This is a genomic window from Curtobacterium sp. NPDC087082 (genome assembly GCF_044745045.1).
Classification (GTDB): Bacteria; Actinomycetota; Actinomycetes; order Actinomycetales; family Microbacteriaceae; genus Curtobacterium.
Map to the genome: position 1 here is coordinate 333,333 of NZ_JBIUZN010000003.1, position 20,165 is coordinate 353,497.

At 71.2% G+C, this 20,165-nt stretch carries 21 protein-coding genes; 11 read left to right on the forward strand and 10 right to left on the reverse strand.

Translation table 11 applies throughout. The annotated features are described in order from the left end of the window. Positions 1-37: 37 nt before the first annotated feature. From ACIPEP_RS10615 to ACIPEP_RS10635, 5 genes are all read right to left on the reverse strand, one after another. Complete coding sequence (locus ACIPEP_RS10615) at positions 38-814, reverse strand: ABC transporter ATP-binding protein (protein ID WP_402717235.1); 777 nt, start codon at positions 812-814, stop codon at positions 38-40. Next, the gene (locus tag ACIPEP_RS10620; protein ID WP_402717236.1) at positions 811-1,659 is read right to left on the reverse strand and encodes an ABC transporter ATP-binding protein; all 849 of its coding nucleotides are present in this window, start codon (positions 1,657-1,659) and stop codon (positions 811-813) included. The genes ACIPEP_RS10615 and ACIPEP_RS10620 overlap by 4 nt, the downstream gene beginning before the upstream one ends. 19 nt (positions 1,660-1,678) lie before the next feature. Continuing rightward, positions 1,679-3,292, reverse strand: coding sequence for an ABC transporter substrate-binding protein (locus tag ACIPEP_RS10625; protein ID WP_402717237.1), 1,614 nt, complete (start codon positions 3,290-3,292; stop codon positions 1,679-1,681). 94 nt (positions 3,293-3,386) lie between these two features. Beyond that, the gene (locus tag ACIPEP_RS10630; protein ID WP_229086725.1) at positions 3,387-4,292 is read right to left on the reverse strand and encodes an ABC transporter permease; all 906 of its coding nucleotides are present in this window, start codon (positions 4,290-4,292) and stop codon (positions 3,387-3,389) included. Then, positions 4,292-5,422 carry an ABC transporter permease gene (locus ACIPEP_RS10635; protein WP_402717238.1) on the reverse strand — a complete coding sequence of 377 codons (1,131 nt, stop codon included), beginning with the start codon at positions 5,420-5,422 and terminating at the stop codon, positions 4,292-4,294. The genes ACIPEP_RS10630 and ACIPEP_RS10635 overlap by 1 nt, the downstream gene beginning before the upstream one ends. 254 nt (positions 5,423-5,676) lie before the next feature. Here ACIPEP_RS10635 and ACIPEP_RS10640 point away from each other — a divergent pair, with 254 nt between their 5' ends. Both ACIPEP_RS10640 and ACIPEP_RS10645 read left to right on the forward strand, forming a co-directional pair. Beyond that, positions 5,677-6,405, forward strand: coding sequence for a GntR family transcriptional regulator (locus tag ACIPEP_RS10640; protein WP_071295324.1), 729 nt, complete (start codon positions 5,677-5,679; stop codon positions 6,403-6,405). Between the two features lie 76 nt (positions 6,406-6,481). Continuing rightward, positions 6,482-6,919, forward strand: a complete 438-nt coding sequence (locus tag ACIPEP_RS10645; protein WP_402717239.1) for a VOC family protein — start codon at positions 6,482-6,484, stop codon at positions 6,917-6,919. Positions 6,920-6,925: 6 nt separating this feature from the next. On the opposite strand, the gene ACIPEP_RS10650 is transcribed toward ACIPEP_RS10645, so the two are convergent. Beyond that, positions 6,926-7,879 (reverse strand): manganese catalase family protein, encoded by a 954-nt coding sequence (locus tag ACIPEP_RS10650; RefSeq protein ID WP_402717240.1) that lies wholly within the window; start codon positions 7,877-7,879, stop codon positions 6,926-6,928. A gap of 166 nt (positions 7,880-8,045) precedes the next feature. Between ACIPEP_RS10650 and ACIPEP_RS10655 the strand changes: the two genes are divergently transcribed. Further along, positions 8,046-9,014 (forward strand): helix-turn-helix transcriptional regulator, encoded by a 969-nt coding sequence (locus tag ACIPEP_RS10655; protein ID WP_402717241.1) that lies wholly within the window; start codon positions 8,046-8,048, stop codon positions 9,012-9,014. 9 nt (positions 9,015-9,023) lie between these two features. Further along, positions 9,024-9,899 (forward strand): DUF808 family protein, encoded by an 876-nt coding sequence (locus ACIPEP_RS10660; RefSeq protein ID WP_071295327.1) that lies wholly within the window; start codon positions 9,024-9,026, stop codon positions 9,897-9,899. A gap of 51 nt (positions 9,900-9,950) precedes the next feature. Here ACIPEP_RS10660 and ACIPEP_RS10665 read toward each other — a convergent pair whose 3' ends face one another. Continuing rightward, positions 9,951-10,790: a glycoside hydrolase family 16 protein gene (locus tag ACIPEP_RS10665; protein ID WP_070416879.1), complete on the reverse strand. Its 840-nt coding sequence runs from the start codon at positions 10,788-10,790 to the stop codon at positions 9,951-9,953. Between the two features lie 187 nt (positions 10,791-10,977). On the opposite strand from ACIPEP_RS10665, the gene ACIPEP_RS10670 reads away from it, so the two are divergent. Further along, a complete protein-coding gene (locus tag ACIPEP_RS10670) occupies positions 10,978-11,331 on the forward strand; it encodes an ArsR/SmtB family transcription factor (protein WP_402717242.1) in 354 nt (117 codons plus the stop codon). Next, positions 11,328-12,011: a cation diffusion facilitator family transporter gene (locus tag ACIPEP_RS10675; protein ID WP_071301769.1), complete on the forward strand. Its 684-nt coding sequence runs from the start codon at positions 11,328-11,330 to the stop codon at positions 12,009-12,011. The genes ACIPEP_RS10670 and ACIPEP_RS10675 overlap by 4 nt, the downstream gene beginning before the upstream one ends. A 15-nt stretch (positions 12,012-12,026) precedes the next feature. On the opposite strand, the gene ACIPEP_RS10680 is transcribed toward ACIPEP_RS10675, so the two are convergent. The 3 genes from ACIPEP_RS10680 to ACIPEP_RS10690 all read right to left on the reverse strand — a co-directional run bounded on the left by ACIPEP_RS10680 (position 12,027) and on the right by ACIPEP_RS10690 (position 15,853). Continuing rightward, the gene (locus ACIPEP_RS10680; protein ID WP_402717243.1) at positions 12,027-13,979 is read right to left on the reverse strand and encodes a potassium transporter Kup; all 1,953 of its coding nucleotides are present in this window, start codon (positions 13,977-13,979) and stop codon (positions 12,027-12,029) included. A gap of 424 nt (positions 13,980-14,403) precedes the next feature. Beyond that, entirely contained in the window at positions 14,404-15,291 is an 888-nt protein-coding gene (locus ACIPEP_RS10685) for a serine hydrolase domain-containing protein (protein ID WP_402717244.1), read from the reverse strand. Between the two features lie 157 nt (positions 15,292-15,448). Further along, on the reverse strand, positions 15,449-15,853 hold the full coding sequence (locus ACIPEP_RS10690) for a hypothetical protein (RefSeq protein WP_402717245.1): 405 nt from the start codon (positions 15,851-15,853) through the stop codon (positions 15,449-15,451). A gap of 141 nt (positions 15,854-15,994) precedes the next feature. On the opposite strand from ACIPEP_RS10690, the gene ppk2 reads away from it, so the two are divergent. From ppk2 to ACIPEP_RS10715, 5 genes are all read left to right on the forward strand, one after another. After that, positions 15,995-16,903, forward strand: coding sequence for a polyphosphate kinase 2 (gene ppk2, locus ACIPEP_RS10695; RefSeq protein WP_070416884.1), 909 nt, complete (start codon positions 15,995-15,997; stop codon positions 16,901-16,903). 72 nt (positions 16,904-16,975) lie between these two features. Further along, a complete protein-coding gene (locus ACIPEP_RS10700; RefSeq protein WP_402717246.1) occupies positions 16,976-17,791 on the forward strand; it encodes a glycosyltransferase family 2 protein in 816 nt (271 codons plus the stop codon). After that, positions 17,788-18,624, forward strand: coding sequence for an endonuclease/exonuclease/phosphatase family protein (locus ACIPEP_RS10705; protein WP_402717247.1), 837 nt, complete (start codon positions 17,788-17,790; stop codon positions 18,622-18,624). The genes ACIPEP_RS10700 and ACIPEP_RS10705 overlap by 4 nt, the downstream gene beginning before the upstream one ends. Next, on the forward strand, positions 18,621-19,244 hold the full coding sequence (locus ACIPEP_RS10710) for a hypothetical protein (RefSeq protein ID WP_402717248.1): 624 nt from the start codon (positions 18,621-18,623) through the stop codon (positions 19,242-19,244). Before ACIPEP_RS10705 ends, ACIPEP_RS10710 begins: the two co-directional genes overlap by 4 nt. 98 nt (positions 19,245-19,342) lie before the next feature. Continuing rightward, on the forward strand, positions 19,343-20,107 hold the full coding sequence (locus ACIPEP_RS10715; RefSeq protein ID WP_402717249.1) for a carboxymuconolactone decarboxylase family protein: 765 nt from the start codon (positions 19,343-19,345) through the stop codon (positions 20,105-20,107). Positions 20,108-20,165 lie beyond the last annotated feature (58 nt).

Genomic DNA, 20,165 nt, shown 5'->3' on the forward strand with positions numbered 1-20,165 from the left:
GCCTTTCGTGTGGGAGGGCGGGCGCGTCCGGGAGGGACTACGCCACGGGCTCCTCGACGGCCAGGTGGGCGTCGACGAGCTTCTGCGTGTACGGGTGTCTGGGGTGTTCGAGGACTTCGAGCGTGCGGCCGGACTCGACCACCTCGCCCTGGTTCATGACGACGAGCTCGCCCGTGATGAACGCGGTCGCCGGCAGCCCGTGCGACACGAACATGAGGCCGGCGCCGTGGTCGTTCGAGTAGCGCTTGAGCAGGTTGAGGACGACGCCCTGCACCGAGACGTCGAGCGCCGAGACGGCCTCGTCGCACACGAGCAGGTCGGGTCGGACGACCAGCGCCCGGGCGATCGACATGCGCTGCCGCTGGCCGCCGGAGAGTTCGGACGGGTACCGGTCGACCCAGCTCGGGTCGATGCCGAGCTCCGTGGTGATCTCGCCGATCGCGGCGTCCGCACCGGCGACGTCGTGCCCGCCGAGGATCTGTGCCGGCGTCCGGAGCGACTCGCGGATGCGGTGTCGCGGGTCGAACGTCGAGGTGGTGTCCTGGGCGACGAGCTGCACCCGTCGTCGGTACTCGAGCCGACCGGCACGCGTCGACATGATCGACCGGAGGTCCCGGTCGTCCACGGTGATCGTGCCGGCGGAGGACCGCTCGAGTCCGGTGACGATCTTCGCCATCGTGGACTTGCCCGAGCCGGACTCCCCCACGATGCCGACGCGCTGGCTCGCGCCGAGGACGAACGAGACGTCCCGGACGGCGGTCTTGCGGCCGTAGCGCCGGGCGACCCCGGTGGCCTCGATGCGGATGCCGGTCATGCCGCCGTTCCTTCCAGTCGGGCGCGGACCGACTCGAGCGTCGGCAGTTCGTCGAGCCGTGCGGACGCCAGGGTCGGCACACACTCGAGCAGTCCACGGGTGTACGGGTGAGTGGCCCCGTCGAGTCGCGAGGACGGCAGCTGCTCGACGATCTCGCCCTGGTACATGACGACGACGAAGTCGGTGAAGCGCCGGCAGAGCTCGATGTCGTGCGTGATCACGAGCACCGCCGTCCCCTCCTGCTCGGCGAGGTCGACCATGAGTTGCATCGCACCGACGGCGAGCGATGCGTCGAGCGCGCTCGTGGGTTCGTCGGCGATGAGCAGTGCGGGTTTCGAGGCGAGCGCGATGGCCATCATCACGCGCTGCCGCATCCCCCCGGAGAGCTCGTGCGGCTCGGCACCCATGACCCGGTCCGGGTCGGTGATGCCCACGGCACGGAGCCGTTCGATGGCGTCGGCGGTGGCGCGTCGCTTCGACACCCGCTCGGTGGCCCGGAGCACGGCGACCAGCTGGCTGCCGATCGTCCACACCGGGTCGAGGGACGACATCGCGTCCTGGAAGATCATCGACAGCCCGGGGGTCCGGACCGGGATCCGACCGGCCGGCCCGGTCCGCTCGATCGAGCTGCCGTCGAGCTCGAGGGTCTCGACCTCGACGGTCCCGGCGTCGAGGAACCCGGCGATGGCGCCCGCGAGGCTCGTCTTGCCGGAGCCCGACTCACCCACGACGGCGACGCGTTCCCCGCGCCGGACCACGAGGTCGGCGTGGCGGACGGCGTGGTTCGTGCCGTAGGTGACGTTGAGGTCCGTGACCCGGAGGACCGGGGCCGACTGGTCGTTCATGGTGTCTCCCTGTCGTCGCTCAGCTGGAGGCGAGCTGCAGCTGCGAGTAGTCGATGACGTTGTCGGAGCGGAACACGTACCCGTCGACGTCCTTCGCGAAGGCGTTGAGCGGCTGCACGTAGTTGATGTAGATCGTCGGCATCTGGTCCTGCAGGACCTTCTGCGCGGCGTTCCAGTACTTGCCCGCCTCGGCCCCGGTCGGGTCGCCCGCGGCGTTGCCGTCCGCGATGGCCTGGTTGAGCTCGGCGTTGTCGAAGTCCGGCCAGTTGATGGCGGAGCCCGGCGTGTAGAAGAGCGACAGGACGTAGGGCGGCGACTGCACGACCGCGTAGTCGCGACCGAGGGACGCCTCGAACGTCTTCGCGGCGAGTCCGGCCTGGAAGGTCGACGAGTTGACCGTGTCGATGGTCATGTCGAAGCCGGCGTCCTTCACCGCGGTCTGGATCTGGACGGCGGTCTCCTGCAGGTCCGGGACGGAGTTGTTCACGGTGAGGGTGAACTGCACCGGCTCGGTGTACCCGGCGTCGGCCAGGATCTTCTTCGCCTCGGCCGGGTCGGTCTCGTTGGCCGTGAGCCCGCTGCCGTCGAAGCCCGGGTCGGCGTCGGAGAGGATGCTCGAGATGGAGTCGGCCCGACCGTGGTAGACGTTCTCGTTGATCTTGTCGTAGGGGATCGCCGCGGCGAGTGCGCGGCGGACGGCGACGTCCTTGAACGTGCCCTTCGTGGTGAGGAGGGGCATGTACACGTACGCGTTCGTCGGCACGTCGAACACCTGCGCGGCGTCGGCGTCCTTGAGCTCGACCTGGTCGGCCGGACGGAGCTGGGCCGCGATCTGCGCGTCGCCGGACTTCACCAGGTTGGCGCGCTGGCCGGCGTCCGCGACCACGCGCTGGACGATCCGGGCGATCGACGGCTTGCCTTCGGCGTACCCGGCGTTCGCGGTGTAGATCGTCTGCTCACCGGGCGTGTAGGTGTCCACCTTGTAGGCCCCGAAGCCGAAGTTCGGGTGCGTGCCCGACCACTTCACGGCCCACGGGTCGCTCGACGTGGTGTGCTCCTTGAGCACCTTCGCGTCGTAGATGTTGTAGCCGACGTTCGCGAGCAGGGACAGGGCCGTGTAGCCGTAGCTCGCCTTGTCGAGCGTGAGGGTGACGGTCTCGTCGTCGACCTTCGCGAACTGGTCCGGCTTCGTGATGAACGGGGCGCTGATGAACGGCACGATGCTCGTCTCGACGGCGAACTTGCGCTGGATGCTCCAGATCACGTCGTCGGCGGTGAGTGCGTTGCCCGCCGTCGACTTCGCGTCCGTGTCGAGGTGGAAGGTGTAGGTGAGGCCGTCGTCCGAGACGTCGTAGCTCTTCGCGAGGACCGGGGCGAACTTGTTGTAGTCCTCGTGCTCGGCCTGACCGCCGGTGCCGTCGACGTACTCGTTGCGGATGAGCGAGGCTCCGGTGTTCTTGAAGAACTCCGCGGCCTCGTACCCGGTGGCGCTGGTCTCGTACGAGAAGCTCTGCGGCCGGGCCGCGGTGACGATGACGAAGGCGCTGGAGGCGGCGTTCCCGCCGGCGCTGCAGGCCGCGAGACCGAGGGCGCCGACGACCGCGATCGCGGCGGCGGCGATGGTGCGTTTCATGTTCAGCATGGGCAGGGGTCTCCTGGGGAAGGGGATGGGACGGGAGGGACGGTGTGGGTGGGGAGGAGGGGGCGCGTGGGGCGGGTGGTCGCCGTCAGACCCGCGACCGGCCGACGAAGGCCGCGACCAGGACCGAGGCGGACCAGACGGAGAGGCCGAGGGCGGCTGCCGGGAAGAGCACCGGCCACCACCGCCCCACCGCGGCGTCCGGGGCACCGGCGGCGAGCATGGTGCCCCACTCCGCGGTCGGTGTCGGGATGCCGACGCCGAGGAAGCCGAGGGCGGCGCAGAAGATGATCGCCATCCCGAAGATCGTCGAGGTGTTCTCGATCGTCGTCCGGGCGGAGTTCGGCAGCACGTGGCCCAGGAGCAGCCGCAGTTCGGACTCGCCGGACATCCGGGCGGCGTCGACGTAGCCGTCCGACCGCGTGCGGAGGACCTCGGTGCGCATCAGCCGCGCCTGGAACGGGATGAGGACGATCGCGAGGGCGAGCGTGATCACCACGGCGTTGCGTCCGAAGAACGACACGATCACGAGTCCGGCGATCATCACCGGGATCGACTGCACGAGGTCGACGGCGCGGCCCAGCAGGCGGGCCACGAACCCGAGCACGGTGCGGTCGCCCTGGTACATGCCCGAGACCAGCCCGATCACGATGGCGACGACGGTGGCGATGACCGTGATGCAGATCGCGATCACGATGTCGAGGCGGAACGCGGTCATCACCCGGGAGTAGACGTCGAGGCCGTTCGCGTCCGTGCCGAACCAGAACTCCCCCGACGGGGCCTCCGACTGCCCGCCGACCACCGACGTGGCCGGGTGGTTCACCAGGTACGGCCCGACGACCGCGAGCACGACGAGCACGGCGAAGGGGACGAGCCGCAGGACGAAGCCGGTGCGCCCGGCCGGTCGACCGACGCGACCGTCCTGCGTCGAGCGGGTGCTCCCCGCTCCGGTGGTCGTCGGCTCGGGCAGCGCGGTGGGGGTGTCGAGCGCCATCAGGCGTCCTTCCCGGCGACGCCGGCGCGCCGCCTCGAGTCGAGGAGCATCGTGACGATGTCCGTGACGAGGTAGGTGACGAGGCACATCGCCGCGGTGACGAGGAGGAACGACCGCAGCGCGAAGACGTCGGAGGCGTTCACCGCGTCCACGGCGTACTGCCCGAGTCCGCCGAGACCGAAGAGCGACTCGAGGACCACCGCGCCGCCGAGGAACAGGCCGAACAGCATGCCGAGCGTGGCGACCGCCGAGGGGAGCGCCCGGCGGTAGATGCTCGCGAGGACCGTCCGGCGGGACGCTCCGGACGCCACACGGAACCGGGTGGCGGGGTCGTCGATCGCCTGGTCCAGGTTGACGATGAGCATCTTGATGAGCAGCGGGGAGTGCGCGACGACCATCACGACGACGGGCAGCACGAGGTGCTGCGCGTACGACGCGAGGGCTGCCGGGTCCCCGGCGATGAGCGCGTCCACCATCGGGAAGTTCGTGACGGTGGGCGGCGCGATGAGCAGCGGGTCGAGGCGGCCGCTCGGCGCCGGGGCCCAGTGCAGCTCGGCGTAGAAGACGAAGAGGAACGCGATGCCGATGACGTACTCGGGCAGCGCGCCCGCCGACCGGGCGTAGGCGGTGAGCAGCTTCGCGAAGCGGTTGCGGCGGTGCGTGACGATGAAGTGCGCGGTCACGAGCGACACCGCCGAGGCGAGGAGCAGCCCCCAGAACACGAGCTCGAGCGTCGCCGGGACCCGGGTCGCGAGGTCCTGCGCGACCGGTCGGCCGGTGGCGATCGACGTGCCGAAGTCGAGGTGGGCGAGCTGCGTCAGGTAGGTGCCGAGCTGCTGGATCCACGAGCCGGTCAGCCCGTAGGACTCCCGCGCCTGCTCGAGCTCGGCGCCGGACAGGCGGCCGCCGGTGGCCGACACGACCGGGTCACCGGGGATGAGCTGCACGAGGAAGAACGAGACGAGGACGAACACCAGGACGTTGGCGACGGTCAGTCCGGCCGGGCGCAGGAACCAGAGACGCTCCCGGACGCTTCGTCGCCTCGTCGTCAACGAGGTGTCGAGGGCGGCGAGACGCTCGGCCTCCGCACGGGTCGCATCGTCGACGATGTCGGGCTCTCTCACGGTCATGTGCCGGCCTTCCGTCGCATCGGGTGGTGGTCAGCAATGCTCGCGATCGTTCGTTTCCGACGACCGCTCCGGGTGTAACCGGATCATTAAGCGACCAGCGGCGAAAGGAAAGCCCAGGTGAGAGGGACTTCGTCCGACGGTTCACGCCGTTCGCGCGGTTCGGAGGAATCCGTTGCCCTGCGCGACGAGCGTCGTATACTCACTGCACCCGAGCCGCATCGTGGCGGTGAGATCCTGCGACGATCGGAGTCACGATGAGCGACACGCTGTCCGACCACCCGCGCGCGAAGGGCGGGTCCTCACGCGGCCGACAGATCTCGGCGAGACGGGTCCGCGACCTCATCACCGCCTCGATCCGCGAGGGGCACATCGCACCCGACGCTCCCCTCGCCGAAGAGGACCTCGTCACGCTGTTCGACACCAGCCGCGGGTCCGTCCGCGCCGCGCTCGCGCAGCTCCGGGACACCGGGTTCCTCGAGCGCCGGCCGCGCGTCGGGACGAAGGTCACGCACCGCGGGGTCGTCGTGCCCCTCACCGACATCGACGCCGACAGCGAGCACGTCTACGTCGAGCGCTTCGAGGACCGCATCGTGCCGAGCTTCCCGCTCGTGCGCGAACGGCTCCGCATCGACGAGGACCACGTCCGGATGATCGAGAACCTGCTCGTCACCGACGACGACGTGATCGGACTCCGCGCCGCCTACTTCTCGGTGCGCTACACGCACTCCCCCGAGACCCTGTCCGGGCCGATCAACATGACGACGGTGCTCCGCGACTTCTTCGACGCGTCGCGCGGCGAGGTGCTCGTCACCATCGGCAGCGAGGCGGCCGACGCCCACACGGCGAAGATGCTCGGTACCGAGGTCGGCGCGCCCCTCATCGTGCGCGAGGTCACGTACCACGACCTCGACGGCGTGCCGGTCCAGACCGTCTTCGACCGGTACCGCGGCGACCGCGTGCGACTCGAGGGTTCCACCCTCTGACCCAGGAGGCGCGGCGCGCCTCCCGACGGCGGTGGCGGCCCGGCGCGTGGTGGCGCCCACGACGTACAGTGGCGCCATGACGGCGACGGTGCGGCAGGTGCAGGTGACGTTCGACTGCGCGGACCCCGAGCGGGTGGCGCGCTTCTGGTGCGAGGTCCTCGGCTACGTGGTGCCGCCGCCACCGGAGGGGTTCGACTCGTGGGACGCCTTCGACCGGGCGCTGCCCCCGGAGCACCGCGGTTCGGCGTTCGCCTGCGTGGACCCGACCGGAGTCGGCCCACGGTTGTTCTTCCAGCGCGTGCCGGAGGGCAAGGTCGTGAAGAACCGCGTGCACCTCGACGTCCGGGTCGGCAGCGGGCTCGTCGGCGCCGAACGGCTCGCCGCCCTCGACGCCGAGAGCGACCGGCTCGTCGGCCTCGGCGCCACGCAGTTCCGCCGCATGCTCGCCGACGAGGTCAACGAGTCGTGCATCGTCATGCAGGACGTCGAGGGCAACGAGTTCTGCCTCGACTGAGACCGGTCAGGCGACGGGGCCGTACACCGGCGTCTCGGCCTGGTCGAGTTCGAGCTCCGCGGTCTGCTGGATGAGTGCGAGCAGATCGGCGTCGAGCCCCGGCGCGAACTCCTCGAGCCGCTCCGGCGCGATGAACGACGGCACCCCGGCGGGTGCCTGCTCGGACGCGTCGAGGTCGGTGCCGTCGTTCGACGGGGAGGCGCCGCGGAAGATCTTCGCGGCCTCGGACGCACCGTCGAGGTCGAAGCTGTACTGCTTGCTCTGCAGCCCCAGGTCGACGAGCGCCTTGACCTCGGGGAACGCCTCGGCGTTGGTCTTCGGGATCGGCAGGAGCTTCCCCCAGTCGACGCCGAGGGCCTCGAGCGCCTTCGCGTAGGCGTTCTCGTGCGCCTGGTCGCGCACGATCAGGTACGCGATGGTGCTGCGAGCAGTGGGGTTGTCGGTCATCTCGTAGATCCGGCACTTCTGCAGGCGGCCGGTCGACTCGAGCATGAGGTTGTACAGCAGGTCGAGCGGCAGGTTGCCGGAGTTGTACACGTAGCTGCCGCTCCACGGGTTCCCGGCGGCGTCGACCGGCAGGGCTCCCTGGGCACCGACGAGGTAGTGGTGGATGTTGCCCGTGTCGAGCGCGATGTTCAGCGGGGTCGCCCCCTTCGCCCCGGGGGTGTCGAGCGGGTCGGTGAGCTTGCCGGAGTACTCGGGAGCACCGTCGAGCAGCCGCGAGATCGTGGTGCCGATGAGCTCGACGTGGCTGATCTCCTCGGTCCCGACGCCCTGGATGAGGTCGCGGAACGGCTTCGCGGCCGGACCCCGGAAGTTCATCGCCTGGAACAGGTACTGCATCATCGTGCGCATCTCGCCGAACTGCCCGCCGAGTCCCTCCTGCAGGGCGTTGGCGGCCGCGGGGTCCGGTTCGCCGTCGGCGATCTCGTTGATCCAGGTCTGTGCGTGGAAGTACATGTGGTCCTCCGTCCGAGCGACGGATCCGCCGCTGTCCTCACCGTCCTCGGCGGCGTCTGGCAGCCCGTACGGAACAGCCGCCGAACGCAGTCGCGTCCGTGGTCGGGTGCGCGAACTGCGTCGCGATGTGACCGATCGCGGACGACATGCGCGACACTGGTCGGACATGGTCCACGATGTCGCGCCGATCCACGTCGATCGCCGGGGGTCCTCCCTCGACGACGCCGTGGCGCTGTACGAGCGGGTGTACGACAGCCGCGACATCCACATCGGCGATGCTGCCCGCGACGGGTTCGCCTTCCGCTTCCGGGCCGTCGGCGACCCGGACGTGGTGGTGGGCACCTCGGACGTGGCGGCACGACGGTGGGGCACGATCGTCCCCGGTCACGACTACGTCCTGGCGTGGGCGACCGGCCCCGGCATGACGATCGACACCGGGACCCGTGACCCGGTGCAGCTGCTGCCCGGCGTCCCGGTGATGTACCCGGTCGGTCGCGACTTCACGTTCGAGGGGCTCCCCTCGGGACAGCACTCGGTCCGGTTCGGTGGCGCGTTCCTCGAGTCGATCGCCGCTGCGCGCCGCGGCGACGACGAGCCGCGGCAGCTCGCGTTCCGCCGCACGCTGGGGGTGGACGCGCTGCGGGTGCTCCGCAGCCGGATCGGCGAGGCCGCACCGCGCCTCCTGGACCCGACGGCGCCGGAGACGGTCCGCGCACGCTGGAACCAGTCGATCGCGGACGCCGTGGCGGCGGCGTTCGACGCGACGCCGTCGTCGGCGCCCACGGTGGCGGTCGGGTCGTCGACGATCCGGTTCGCCAAGGAGTGGATGGTCGCGAACGCCCGCCGGCCGCTCACGGTCGCCCAGGTGAGCGCTGCTGCCGGGGTGAGCGCACGGGGACTGCAGGCGGCCTTCCAGCGGAACGTCGGCGTCCGGCCGATGCAGTTCCTGCGCGAGGCCCGGCTGCACGGGGTCCGCGCCGAACTGCTCGCGGGCGACCCCGAGCGCGTGACGGTCGCCGAGGTCGCGCTGTCGTGGGGGTTCAACCACCTCGGGCGGTTCTCCGGGTACTACGCCGAGGTGTACGGGGAGTCCCCCTCGCAGACCCTGCGCCGACGGGACGCGCCGAGGCCCTAGTCTGAGCGCATGTCAGTCGGTCTGCTCGCCATCGTCGACGACGTGCTCTCCGCGGCCCTCAAGGCCAGCGCCAAGACCGCTGGCGTCGTGATCGACGACGCCGCGGTGACCCCGCAGTACGTGCAGGGGCTCTCGCCCGCGCGCGAGCTGCCGGTCGTGGGGCGGATCGCGCTCGGCAGCCTCTTCAACAAGTTCGTCATCATCATCCCGCTCGCGCTGCTGCTCACCGCGTTCGCGCCGTGGGTGCTGCCGTGGTTGCTGCTGCTCGGCGGCACCTACCTGTGCTTCGAGGGGGCCGAGAAGGTCACCGAGTGGTTCGGCGCGCACCACGTCAGCGAGTCCGAGGAGACCGTCGCCGAGCCGAAGCTCGTGTTCGGGGCGATCCGCACGGACCTCATCCTCAGCACCGAGATCATGCTCATCGCCCTCGCCGGACTCGACCCCGACCTCGGGCTCTGGCCGACGCTCGGCGCGCTCATCGTCATCGGGCTCGTCATGACCGGGGCGGTCTACGGCGCCGTGGCCCTGCTCGTGAAGATCGACGACATCGGGCTGCAGATGATGAAGAACAGCGTCCGTCGCACCCGACGGACCGGCGCGCGGATCGTCCGCGCCATGCCGACCGTGTTCCGTGTGATCGGCATCGTCGGCACGGTGGCCATGCTCTGGGTGGGCGGACACCTCGTGATCGCGAACCTGGCGGAGACCTTCTGGCACGGCCCGTACGACCTCCTGCACGCGATCGAGCACGGCATCGAGGCGACCGGGCCGGTCGTCACGTGGATCGTGGACACCGCGGTGTCGGCGGTGGTCGGGCTCCTGCTCGGCCTGGTGGTCGTCGCCGTCGTGCTCGGCATCGGACGGCTGCGCGGCCGCACCCACTGAGCGGGCGCGGCCGCCCCGGTCCCCGCGTCGGTCAGCGGCGCCGGCGCCCGGTCAGTTCCAGATCGCGATCCAGTCCACGCTGACGTGCCCGACCGCGCTCGCCGGGATCGCCCCGCCGTTCGTGGTGGTCTCCGCCTGCATGGTCACGCGGAAGGCCGTCGTCGGCACCGCCTTGGTGGTCGACGAGACGAGCTTGCCGTCCCAGTAGAACCGGACGATGCCCTTGTCCCACTCGGTCGTCGCGACGTGCCAGCCGGTGCTGTCCGAGGGCGCGAAGGTCTCCTTGCCCGGTTCGAACCGCATGCCGAGCGGCGTCCAGCTGCCGGGCACCGCTGAGGCCGGGCGGGGGCGGGCACCGAGGTCGGCCTCGGGCCAGTCGATCTCGCCCTCGTTCCAGTCGTCGCTCGACGGCCAGAGGATCGTCGAGAACTTGTAGCCCTGGGTCTTCGTCGTCTTGTACCGGATCGACACCCGACCCGTCTTGTGCGGGGCGTACCCGTCGGGCATGATCGCCGCGACGAGGGGCTGGCCCTTCTCGGTGTGCAGCGCGAAGTCGAGCACGCCGCCCTTCACGCTCAGGACCTTCGACGGCGCGTACTTCCCCTTGCCGGTCGTGTCCGTGAAGCCGTCGTAGAGACCGATCCGCGGGTACGTCGCCGCGAACTTGCCGACCGGCGCGGCACTGTCGAACCCGGCGCGGAAGGTCTGCTTCCAGGTCCGGCCGTTCGTCGTGACGTTCGTCTTCGGGATCGTCCGGCCGTCCGGCACGGTCGAGGTCGCCTTCGACGAGGCGGGGAGGGCCGCTGCTCCGGCGGGCGCGCCGGCAGCGAGGCTGGTCGCGGCGACGAGTGCGATCGAGAGCGCGGCGACGAGGACGGACGGGGACCGCATGCTGACTGCCTCCTGCGTGGGGGTGTGCGTGTGTTGCGATGGCCGTGGTGCTTGTGCGATGGAGTATCGGGCGTCGCTGCTCGTCGGTTAGTCGATTCCCGGCCTGGATCCCCCGGCGTTCAGGTTCGCTGTACCCGACGTACCCGTCTACCCCCGATCGGTACAGCCTTCGCTGTACTGTGGGTGCATGCTGCTCGTCGCTCCACGCCTCGAGGTGATGAACCGCCTCGGCCGCGCCCTCGCCGATCCGACCCGCGCGCGGATCCTCCTCCGCCTGCTCGATTCCCCCCGCTACCCCGCCGTCCTCGCCGACGACCTCGGGACCACCCGGGCGAACGTGTCGAACCACCTGGCGTGCCTCCGCGGGTGCGGGATCGTCGTGGCCGTCCCGGAAGGCCGCCGGACCCGCTACGAGATCGCGGACGCGCACCTCGCCCGTGCACTCGAGTCACTCGTCGACGTCGTGCTGGCGGTCGACGACGGCGCGCCGTGCACCGACGACGCCTGTGCCGTGCCGCTCTGCTGCGGGCCGGGCGCATGAGCGCCGCGCTGCCCCTCGGGCCGCGTCCGACGGCCGTCCGGAGCGCGGTGCTGCGCCGCCGGATCCGATGGATCGTCGCCGCCACCATCACGTACAACGTCGTCGAGGCCGTCGTCGCGATCAGCGCCGGCTCGGTCGCGTCGTCCACCGCCCTGATCGGCTTCGGCCTGGACTCGATCGTCGAGGTGCTCTCCGCGGCCGCGGTCGCGTGGCAGTTCGCGGCGCCCGACCCCGAGCGGCGCGAACGGACGGCGCTCCGCGTGATCGCCGTCTCGTTCTTCGGGCTCGCCCTGTACGTCTCGGTCGACGCGGTGCTGACGCTGACCGGACTGCGCGAGCCGGAGCACAGCACGGTGGGCATCGTGCTCGCCGCGGTCAGCCTGGCCGTGATGCCGTTCCTCAGCCTGCTCGAACGGCGCACGGGCCGCGAGCTCGGTTCGGCGTCGGCCGTCGCGGACTCGAAGCAGACCCTGGTGTGCAGCTACCTCTCCGCCGCCGTCCTGGTCGGCCTGCTGCTGAACACCCTGTTCGGCTGGACCTGGGCGGACCCGGTGGCCGGGCTCGTCGTCGTGGTGTTCGCGGTCCGGGAAGGGCTCGAGGCCTGGCGGGGCGACGCCTGCAAGCAGCCCGTCGCCGCGCTCACCGGCGAGCGCGAGGTCGAGGCCTGCGACTGCTGCTGACGCGGGCGACGGTCGTCAGATCTCGACGTCGCTGCCCATCGTCACGGTACGGTGCGCCGGCAGCCCGAAGCGGGCAGCCGGGTCGGCGGCGTTGTGCGCCAGCCCGACGAAGAGCTTCTTGCGCCAGCCGACCATGCCCCGGTTCCCCGCCACCGGGCGGAGAGCGCCGCGCGAGATGAAGTACGACGCGTTCGCCATCTCCTCGGGGTCGACGTCGAGCACCTCGGCCAGGCAGGCCGCGTGCAGGGCCTTCGGCAGGTCCTGGTCGTCCGAGAAGCCGAACTTGATCGTGATGTGGTCGATGCCGTCGTCCTCGTAGCCGAGGTCGTCACGGAAGAAGGCCTTGGCGTGCGGCACGTGGGGCACGTTCGCGGTGATGACGGACACGATGACGACCGTCCGGTGGACCACGTGGTTGTGCTCGACGTTCGCCCGGAGCGCGAGCGGCGTCGTCTCCTTGTTGGGGTGCGGGAAGATCGCGACTCCCTGCACGCGCGGGATGCCCTTCGTGTTGATCTTCTCGATGAAGTCGGCGAGGGACCCCTCACGCTCCTTGCGCTCCTCCTGCACGAGCTGCCGGCCACGACGCCACGTGGTCATGAGCGTGATCACCGCGAGCGCGATCAGCAGCGGGACCCATCCGCCGTGCAGGATCTTCGACAGGTTGCCGGCGAGGAACGTCAGCTCGAGCCCGCCGAACGCCACCGCGGCGACGACGAGCTTCCACGTCTTCCAGTGCCACAGCGGCTTCACCACGAGCAGCAGCAGGAGCGTGTCGACGACGAGGGCACCGGTGACGGAGACCCCGTACGCGGTGGCGAGGCTCGCCGAGGAACGGAACGCGAGCATGACGGCCATCACGCCGATGAACAGCAGGAGGTTGACGGCCGGCAGGTAGATCTGGCCGCCCTCCTGTCGGGAGGTCTGCCGGATGGTGAGCGGCGGCAGCAGGCCGAGCTGCACGGCCTGGCGGCTCAGCGAGAACGCCCCGGAGATGACCGCCTGGCTCGCGATGACGGTGGCCATCGTCGCGAGGATCACGACCGGGATCTGCAACGCGCTCGGGAAGAGCAGGAAGAAGGGGTCCTTCGCCGCCCCGAGCTGGTTGAGCACCAGCGACGCCTGGCCGAGGTAGTTCAGCACGAGGGCCGGGAAGACGACGAAGAACCAGGCGCGGAGGATCGGCGTCCGCCCGAAGTGGCCCATGTCGGCGTAGAGGGCCTCGGCGCCGGTGATGACCAGCACGACCGCGCCCATCGCGACGAACGTGATGTACGGGTGCGCGATGAGGAACGCGATGGCCCACGTGGGCGAGAGCCCCTGCAGGACGCCCGGGTGCGCCAGGATGTGCGGCACCCCGGCGGCGGCGATGACGACGAACCAGAGCAGCATCACGGGGCCGAACAGGTTGCCGACCTTCCCCGTGCCCACCCGCTGCACCGCGAACAGCACCACGAGGATGACCGCCGCGATCGGCACGATGAGGTGGCCGACGCTCGGGGCGGCGGTCTGCAGCCCCTCGACGGCCGAGAGCACGGACACCGCCGGGGTGATGACGGAGTCGCCGTAGAACAGCGAGACGCCGACGATCCCGATGACCAGGAAGATCGTCGCTCCCCCGCGGCGCTTCGCGTAGAGGCGTCGGGCCAGTGCGGCGAGCGCCATCACCCCGCCCTCGCCGTTGTTGTCGGCGCGCATGAGCACGAGGACGTACTTGATCGAGACGATGATCGTGATGCTCCAGAACATCATCGAGATCACGCCGTAGACGTCCTCCTGGTTGGCCTGCACGATGCCGCCGTCGATCGTGAACACGGTGCGCAACGCGTACAGCGGGCTCGTGCCGATGTCGCCGAAGACGACGCCGAGGGCGGCCAGGGCGAGGGCGGCGATGCCCTTCGCGGGGCCGTGGGTGCCGGCGTCGTCGGAGGTCTCGGTCGTCGGGGTCTGAGAGCGGGTCTCGGTCACGCTCGTCACTTCCGTCTCTTCACCGTCCGTCCGACGGCGTCTTCGCCGTCGGGCGACGGCCGCGGATCATCATCGCACCCGTTCGGCCGGAGCGCTCGCAGCGGGCGCACATGCGCACTCCGGCGGGATCGGGTGCGTTCCCCGGACGAACCCGCCTGCGCCGGAGGAACCTGTGCGGGCCGGAATGCCCGGGGGCGCCGGACACCGCGCACGTCGAGGAACGCGGTCGTACCGTCGGGACAGGACTCCAGGAGGAACCATGAACTTCGACGGCTTCGACCCCGCGGGACTGATCGTCTTCTGCGTGGCGGTGGTGCTGGTCTTCGGCGGACTGATCTCGAGCCGACGGCGCCACTGACGCCCGGCCCTCGGCCCGCGACCCCCGGCCCGCAGCCCGCGACCCGCAGCCCTCGGCCCGCGGCGTTCAGGCCCGGTCGGCCGGTTCCTCCGACTCCAGCTCCGTCGCGACGACCGCCGCGAAGGCGTCCGCTCCGAAGTGGTCGTCCGCCGTCACGGTGACGACCGTGTCGCCGTCGAAGAGCAGCATCTGCCCGTACGCGCCGTGCAGCCGCCAGAGTCGGCCGGGGCCGTCCCACCCCGCCATCGCGTACCGCTCGTAGCCGGGGCCCGTGCCGTCGCGCTCGACCCAGTCGGTGTGCATCGCGTCGCACCAGCGTGCGCGCACGATACGTCGCCCCGCGGACTGCCCGCGGTCGCGCACCAGTCGGCCGATCCGTGCGAGTTCGCCGGTGCGCATCGCCAGGCCCTCGCCGCCGGCGACGTACCCGTTCGGGCAGCGTGCCCACGGCACGTCCTCGATTCCGAGCGGGTCGAACAACCGCCGGGCGACGAACGCGCCGACGTCGCCGACCCGGGTCTCGAGGACCCGCATCGCCGTGTACGTGCTCGCGTTCGCGTACTGGAACACCCGGCCGCGCGAGGGGCGTCCGAGGAACTCGGCCGCGAGGTCCGGCCAGTCGGTGAGCTCCGTCTCGGACCACGGCATGTCGACACCGCTCGTCATGGTGAGCAGGTGCCGGAGCGTGACCGCGTCCGTGCCCGCCCCGAAGCGGACGGCGGGCAGGAGGGTCGACACCGGGACGTCCACGTCGACGAGTCCGTCATCGGCGGCGATCCCGGTGGCGAGGACCGCGATCCCCTTGGCCACGGAGTGGACCTCGCGCCGGACGTCGGGCGTCCAGTGGTGCTCGGCGGCGTCGTCCCCGACGAGGACGTGGAGGCCGTGGGCGGCGAAGCCGGTGGCGTCGACGTGACGGACGAGGGCGTCGAGGAGGTCGGTCGCGGTGCGCACCCGGCCATCCTCTCGCGGACGCGACCGCGAACGGACGCCACCGCGGACGCACGCGACCGCGAACGGACCGGACCGCAGACGGACGGGAGGCGCGGTGCCAGCCGGCACCGCGCCTCCCGTCCGTCATCGGGTCGCGTCGCGACCCGCACTCCGGTCGTCAGCGACGGCGGAAGTAGGCGTTCGCGCCACCGACGAACATGAGGATGGTCGCGACGATGACTGCGATGCCACCGATCCAGCCGAAGGCGTTCGAACCGGACGCCGCGCCGACACCGACGTTGAGGACCTGCAGGATCGCGAGCACGAGCAGGACGATGCGCGCCCAGTTGCGGCCGTCGCGCATCTTGAAGACGATGATGAGCTCGACGATGGCGATGATGAAGCTGATGATCGCGCCAGCGACCACCGGCCCGGTCCCGACGGCGTTCGCTGCGGCCGCGCCACCGCCGCCCGCGACGAGCACGACGATGCCGCTGATGATGTTCGCGAGGACCACGATCAGCCAGATGATGAACGAGACGGTGACGGTGGTCGGACGTCCCGACCGGGTTGTTCCTGACATGCTTGCTCCTTCTGCCGCGATCGCGTCCAGCGACCTCACTGTGAACGTACAGCCCTGACGGAAGTTTGTCCGGTGTCCCTGCGGACGCGGCCGGGAAGCGCACGCCAGGATGGGGGTGCAGCACACCGACGAGGAGGACCCGTGGACAAGGCCCAGTACTCGCAGCCCATCCGGGAGTACATCGAGCAGCTCCGGACCGAGGGCTACAGCGTCGCCGACGGGCACACCGCCGACCCGGACCTCATCGACCCGTACGGCAACCCGGTCCTGACCTGGCGCGACGACTACCCCTACGACGAGCGCCTCGGCCGCGAGGAGTACGAGTACCAGAAGTACCACCTGCAGATCGAGCTGCTGAAGTGCCAGTACTGGCTCGAGGACACCGGGCAGAAGGCGGTCGTGCTCTTCGAGGGTCGCGACGCCGCGGGCAAGGGCGGCACCATCAAGCGGTTCACGGAGCACCTCAACCCCCGGACCTCCCGCGTCGTCGCGCTGAGCAAGCCGAGCGAACGCGAGCGCGGGGAGTGGTACTTCCAGCGCTACGTGCAGTACCTGCCGTCGGCGGGCGAGATGGTCCTGTTCGACCGTTCCTGGTACAACCGCGCCGGTGTCGAGCGGGTGATGGGGTTCTGCTCCGACGACGAGTACGAGTCCTTCATGACGCAGGTGCCGCAGTTCGAGCGGATGCTCGTCGACTCCGGCATCCACCTCACGAAGTTCTGGTTCTCGGTCACCCGCCGCGAGCAGCGCACCCGGTTCGCGATCCGGCAGCTCGACCCCGTGCGGCGGTGGAAGCTGTCCGACATCGACCTGCTCTCGCTCGACCGGTGGGACGAGTACACCGAGGCGAAGACCGCCATGTTCGCCCGGACGAGCAAGCGGTACGCACCGTGGACGATCGTCCGGTCGAACGACAAGAAGCGCGCTCGTCTGAACGCGATGCGGTACTTCCTGACGCAGTTCGACTACCCGGACAAGGCGGTGGACGTGATCGGCCGGCCCGATCCGCTCATCGTCCGGCGCGGGAAGCGGGACGTCGACGTGGAGTAGGGGCGGCCAGGAGGCGCGGTGCCGGCCCGCAGCGCTGGGCGCGGTCGGAGCACGGCCTGGTTGGGTGGTCGCATGCGCCGCCCCGACACCGTCACCGTCGTCGTGCCGGTCCTCGACGACGCGGACCAGCTCCGCCGGTGCCTCGCGGCGTTGGCTCGCCAGACGCGGCTGCCCGACGAGGTGGTCGTCGTCGACAACGGCAGCTCGGACGACAGCGTGGCCGTCGCCTCCCAGGCCGGTGCCCGCGTGCTGCACGAACCCGTCCGGGCGATCGCCGCGGCGGCGTCCCGGGGCTACGACGCGGCGACGGGCACCCTGATCGCCAGGCTGGACTCGGACTCCTGCCCGGGTCCGGACTGGCTCGAGCGGGCGCTTCGGCACTTCGACGACGACCTCGTCGCGGCGGTGACCGGGCCGGGCGAGTTCCGCGGGCTCGGTCGTCTGGAGCGGGCGTTCTGGCACGTCGCGTACATGCGCGCCTACTTCGCCCTGATGACGGCGGCACTGTGGCGGCCGCCGTTGTTCGGTTCGAACCTGGTCATCCGACGCCGCGCCTGGGAGGCCGTCCGGTCCCGCGTGCACCGGTACGACGCCGACGTCCACGACGACGTCGACCTGTCCGTGCAGCTCGATCCCGCGTGGCCGGTGGTGCTCGACCGTTCCCTCGTGATGTCCGTGTCGGGCGAGCCCGTCCGCGACCTGCCCGGCCTCGTCGTGCGCACGCGGAAGGCGCTCCGGACACTGGCGCTCGGCGGGTTCCGGATCCTGCCGGTCGTCCGGGCCGTGCGGCGCTGCTGGGCGACGCCCCGTGCCGTGCCCGGTGCCGTGGTCGAGCGCGTCCCCGGGCCGGACGTCGTGGAACCGCTCGAGGAGGTGCCGGCGTCGTGAGCGACTCCCCGCTCGTCGGGCCGCGGTCCGCCCCGGACCTGCACGTCCTGTCCCTCAACGTCCGCCGACGCGTCCCGCACCGTCGGACCGACCACCGCGACGCCTGGACGCACCGCCGCGGTGCCGTGCTCGAGCTGCTCGGGTCCGAGTCCCCGCACCTCGCCGCCCTCCAGGAGGTCCTGCCCGACCAGGAGCGCTGGCTCACGGAACGGTTGCAGCCCCGGTGGACCGCGGTGCTCCGGGGTCGCGGGCGCCGCGGCGACGGGGAGCGCGTCGGGATGCTCGTCGACACCGACCGTCTGCGGATCACCGGTGAGCACGTCCGGGCGCTGTCCCGCCGGCCGGAGCGGATCGGGAGCCGGTCGTGGGGCACCCTGTTCCCCCGGATCGCCGTCGGCCTCCGGCTCGAGGACCGCGTCACCGGCACGCGCTTCCTCGCCGTGTCCGTGCACCTCGACGTCGCATCGCCCCTGGCACGTCGGCGGTCGGCGGAGCTCCTCGTCCGGTGGGCGGACGAGGCCGGGCTCCCGGTCGTCGTGCTCGGCGACGCGAACGCCCCCGCCGACAGTGCTCCGCACCGGGTCCTCACCGACGCGGGGTTCGCGGACACCTGGACGGCGGCGGCCTCGCACGCGTCCGAGGAGTTGGGCACGCACCTCGGGTACCGCGCTCCCCGGCGGGGCGGACGCCGGATCGACTGGATCCTGGCCCGCGGCGCCGACGGGGTGCGTGCCTCCGTGTCGGCGGCGGCCGTGTCGACGCGCCGACCGAGCGGGGTGTGGCCGTCCGACCACGCCGCCGTGCAGGCCGTGCTCCGGTGGGAGGCAGCGTGACCACGACCACCGCGGACCACCGCGTGATCGACCGGCTCGGTGCGACGTTCCTCCGCCGACCCCGCGGCGCCGAGGTCGTCGCCGACGCCGTCCGTGCGGTGACGCTGCTGAGCCTCCCGGTCGCCACGATCGGGTGGGGCTGGATCGCGTTCGCCGTGCTCCTGCTCGCACTGCTCGGGGTCGTCGTCCCCCGCGTGCTCGGACTCCGACCCGCCGTCGACACCGCCGTGTGCGCGCTGGCCCTCGTCGCCGGGTGGAGCAGCGTCCTCGGCTGGTACACCTCGGTGTTCCTGTGGGACAAGGTCGTGCACTTCGTGCTGCTCGCCGCGTTGACCGCGGTGCTCTGGGTGATCGCGAGCGACACCGGGGTGCTGCGCACGGGCGACCGGGTCGGTCGGGCCCAGGCGGTCGTCGTCGCCGGCGTGCTGTCGCTGGCGATCGGATCCGTCTGGGAGGTGTTCGAGTTCCTCGGGCACACCTTCCTCGACCCGACCATCTACGTCGGCTACGAGGACACCATCGGGGACCTGGCCGCCGACCTCGGGGGCGGGGTGCTCGCCGGGCTCCTGCTGCCGTGGGCCGTGCGGGACCGCCGGGTCGTCGCCGGACCGTCGTCCTGAGCCCATCCGGACCGCTCGCGCTCGCGGAGGGGTGCCCTGCCGGAGGGTGTCCCAGCGTCCCCTCCCACGGAGGCGACCCCGGTCCTAGCGTCGAGGGCATGCCAGCGAACCCAGCAGCCCAGCGCGAGCACGCCCAGCTCTTCCCGGACCACACCTCGACCCTCGCCGAGACCGACCCGGGGTTCGCGGCGTCCTTCGCCGACTTCGCCCTCGACGAGACCCTGCGCGACGTCGCGATCACCCGGCACGACCGACTCCTCGTCCAGCTCGGCGCGACGATCGCCGTCGGTGCGCACACCGAGTTCGCGGTCCTCCTCGGAGCAGCGCTCGCGAACGATGTCACCCCCGTCGAGGCGAAGGAGGTCGTCTACCAGGCCGTCGCCTACGTCGGCTTCGCCCGCACCGTCGACTTCCTCACGATCACCGACGACGCGCTCGTCGCCCGCGGCGTCGCGCTCCCCCTGCCTGATCAGCGCACGACCGACCCCGAGACGCGACTGGCCCGCGGGCGCGAGGTGCAGGGACGGATCGTCGGCGCCGACCGGGTCGACCGGATGTACGACGCCGCGTCGCCCGACACGGTGCACTTCCAGCGGCTCCTCTCCGGCAATTGCTTCGGCGACACGGTGGCCCGCGGCGGGCTGGACCTCCGGACCCGCGAGCTCGTCACCTTCGCGATGCTCGTCGCGCTCGGTGGCGCCGACGCGCAGGTCCGTGGGCACGTCGCGGGGAACCTCGCCGTCGGCAACCACCGCCGGGACCTGCTCGACGTGCTCACCGTCCTGGTGCCGTTCATCGGGTACCCCCGCACCCTGAACGGCCTCGCGGTCGTCGACGACGCGGCGCCCGCGACGGACCGGTGACGGACCGGTGACGGACTGGAGGCGCGGTGCGGGTGAGCCGATCAGCTCACCCGCACCG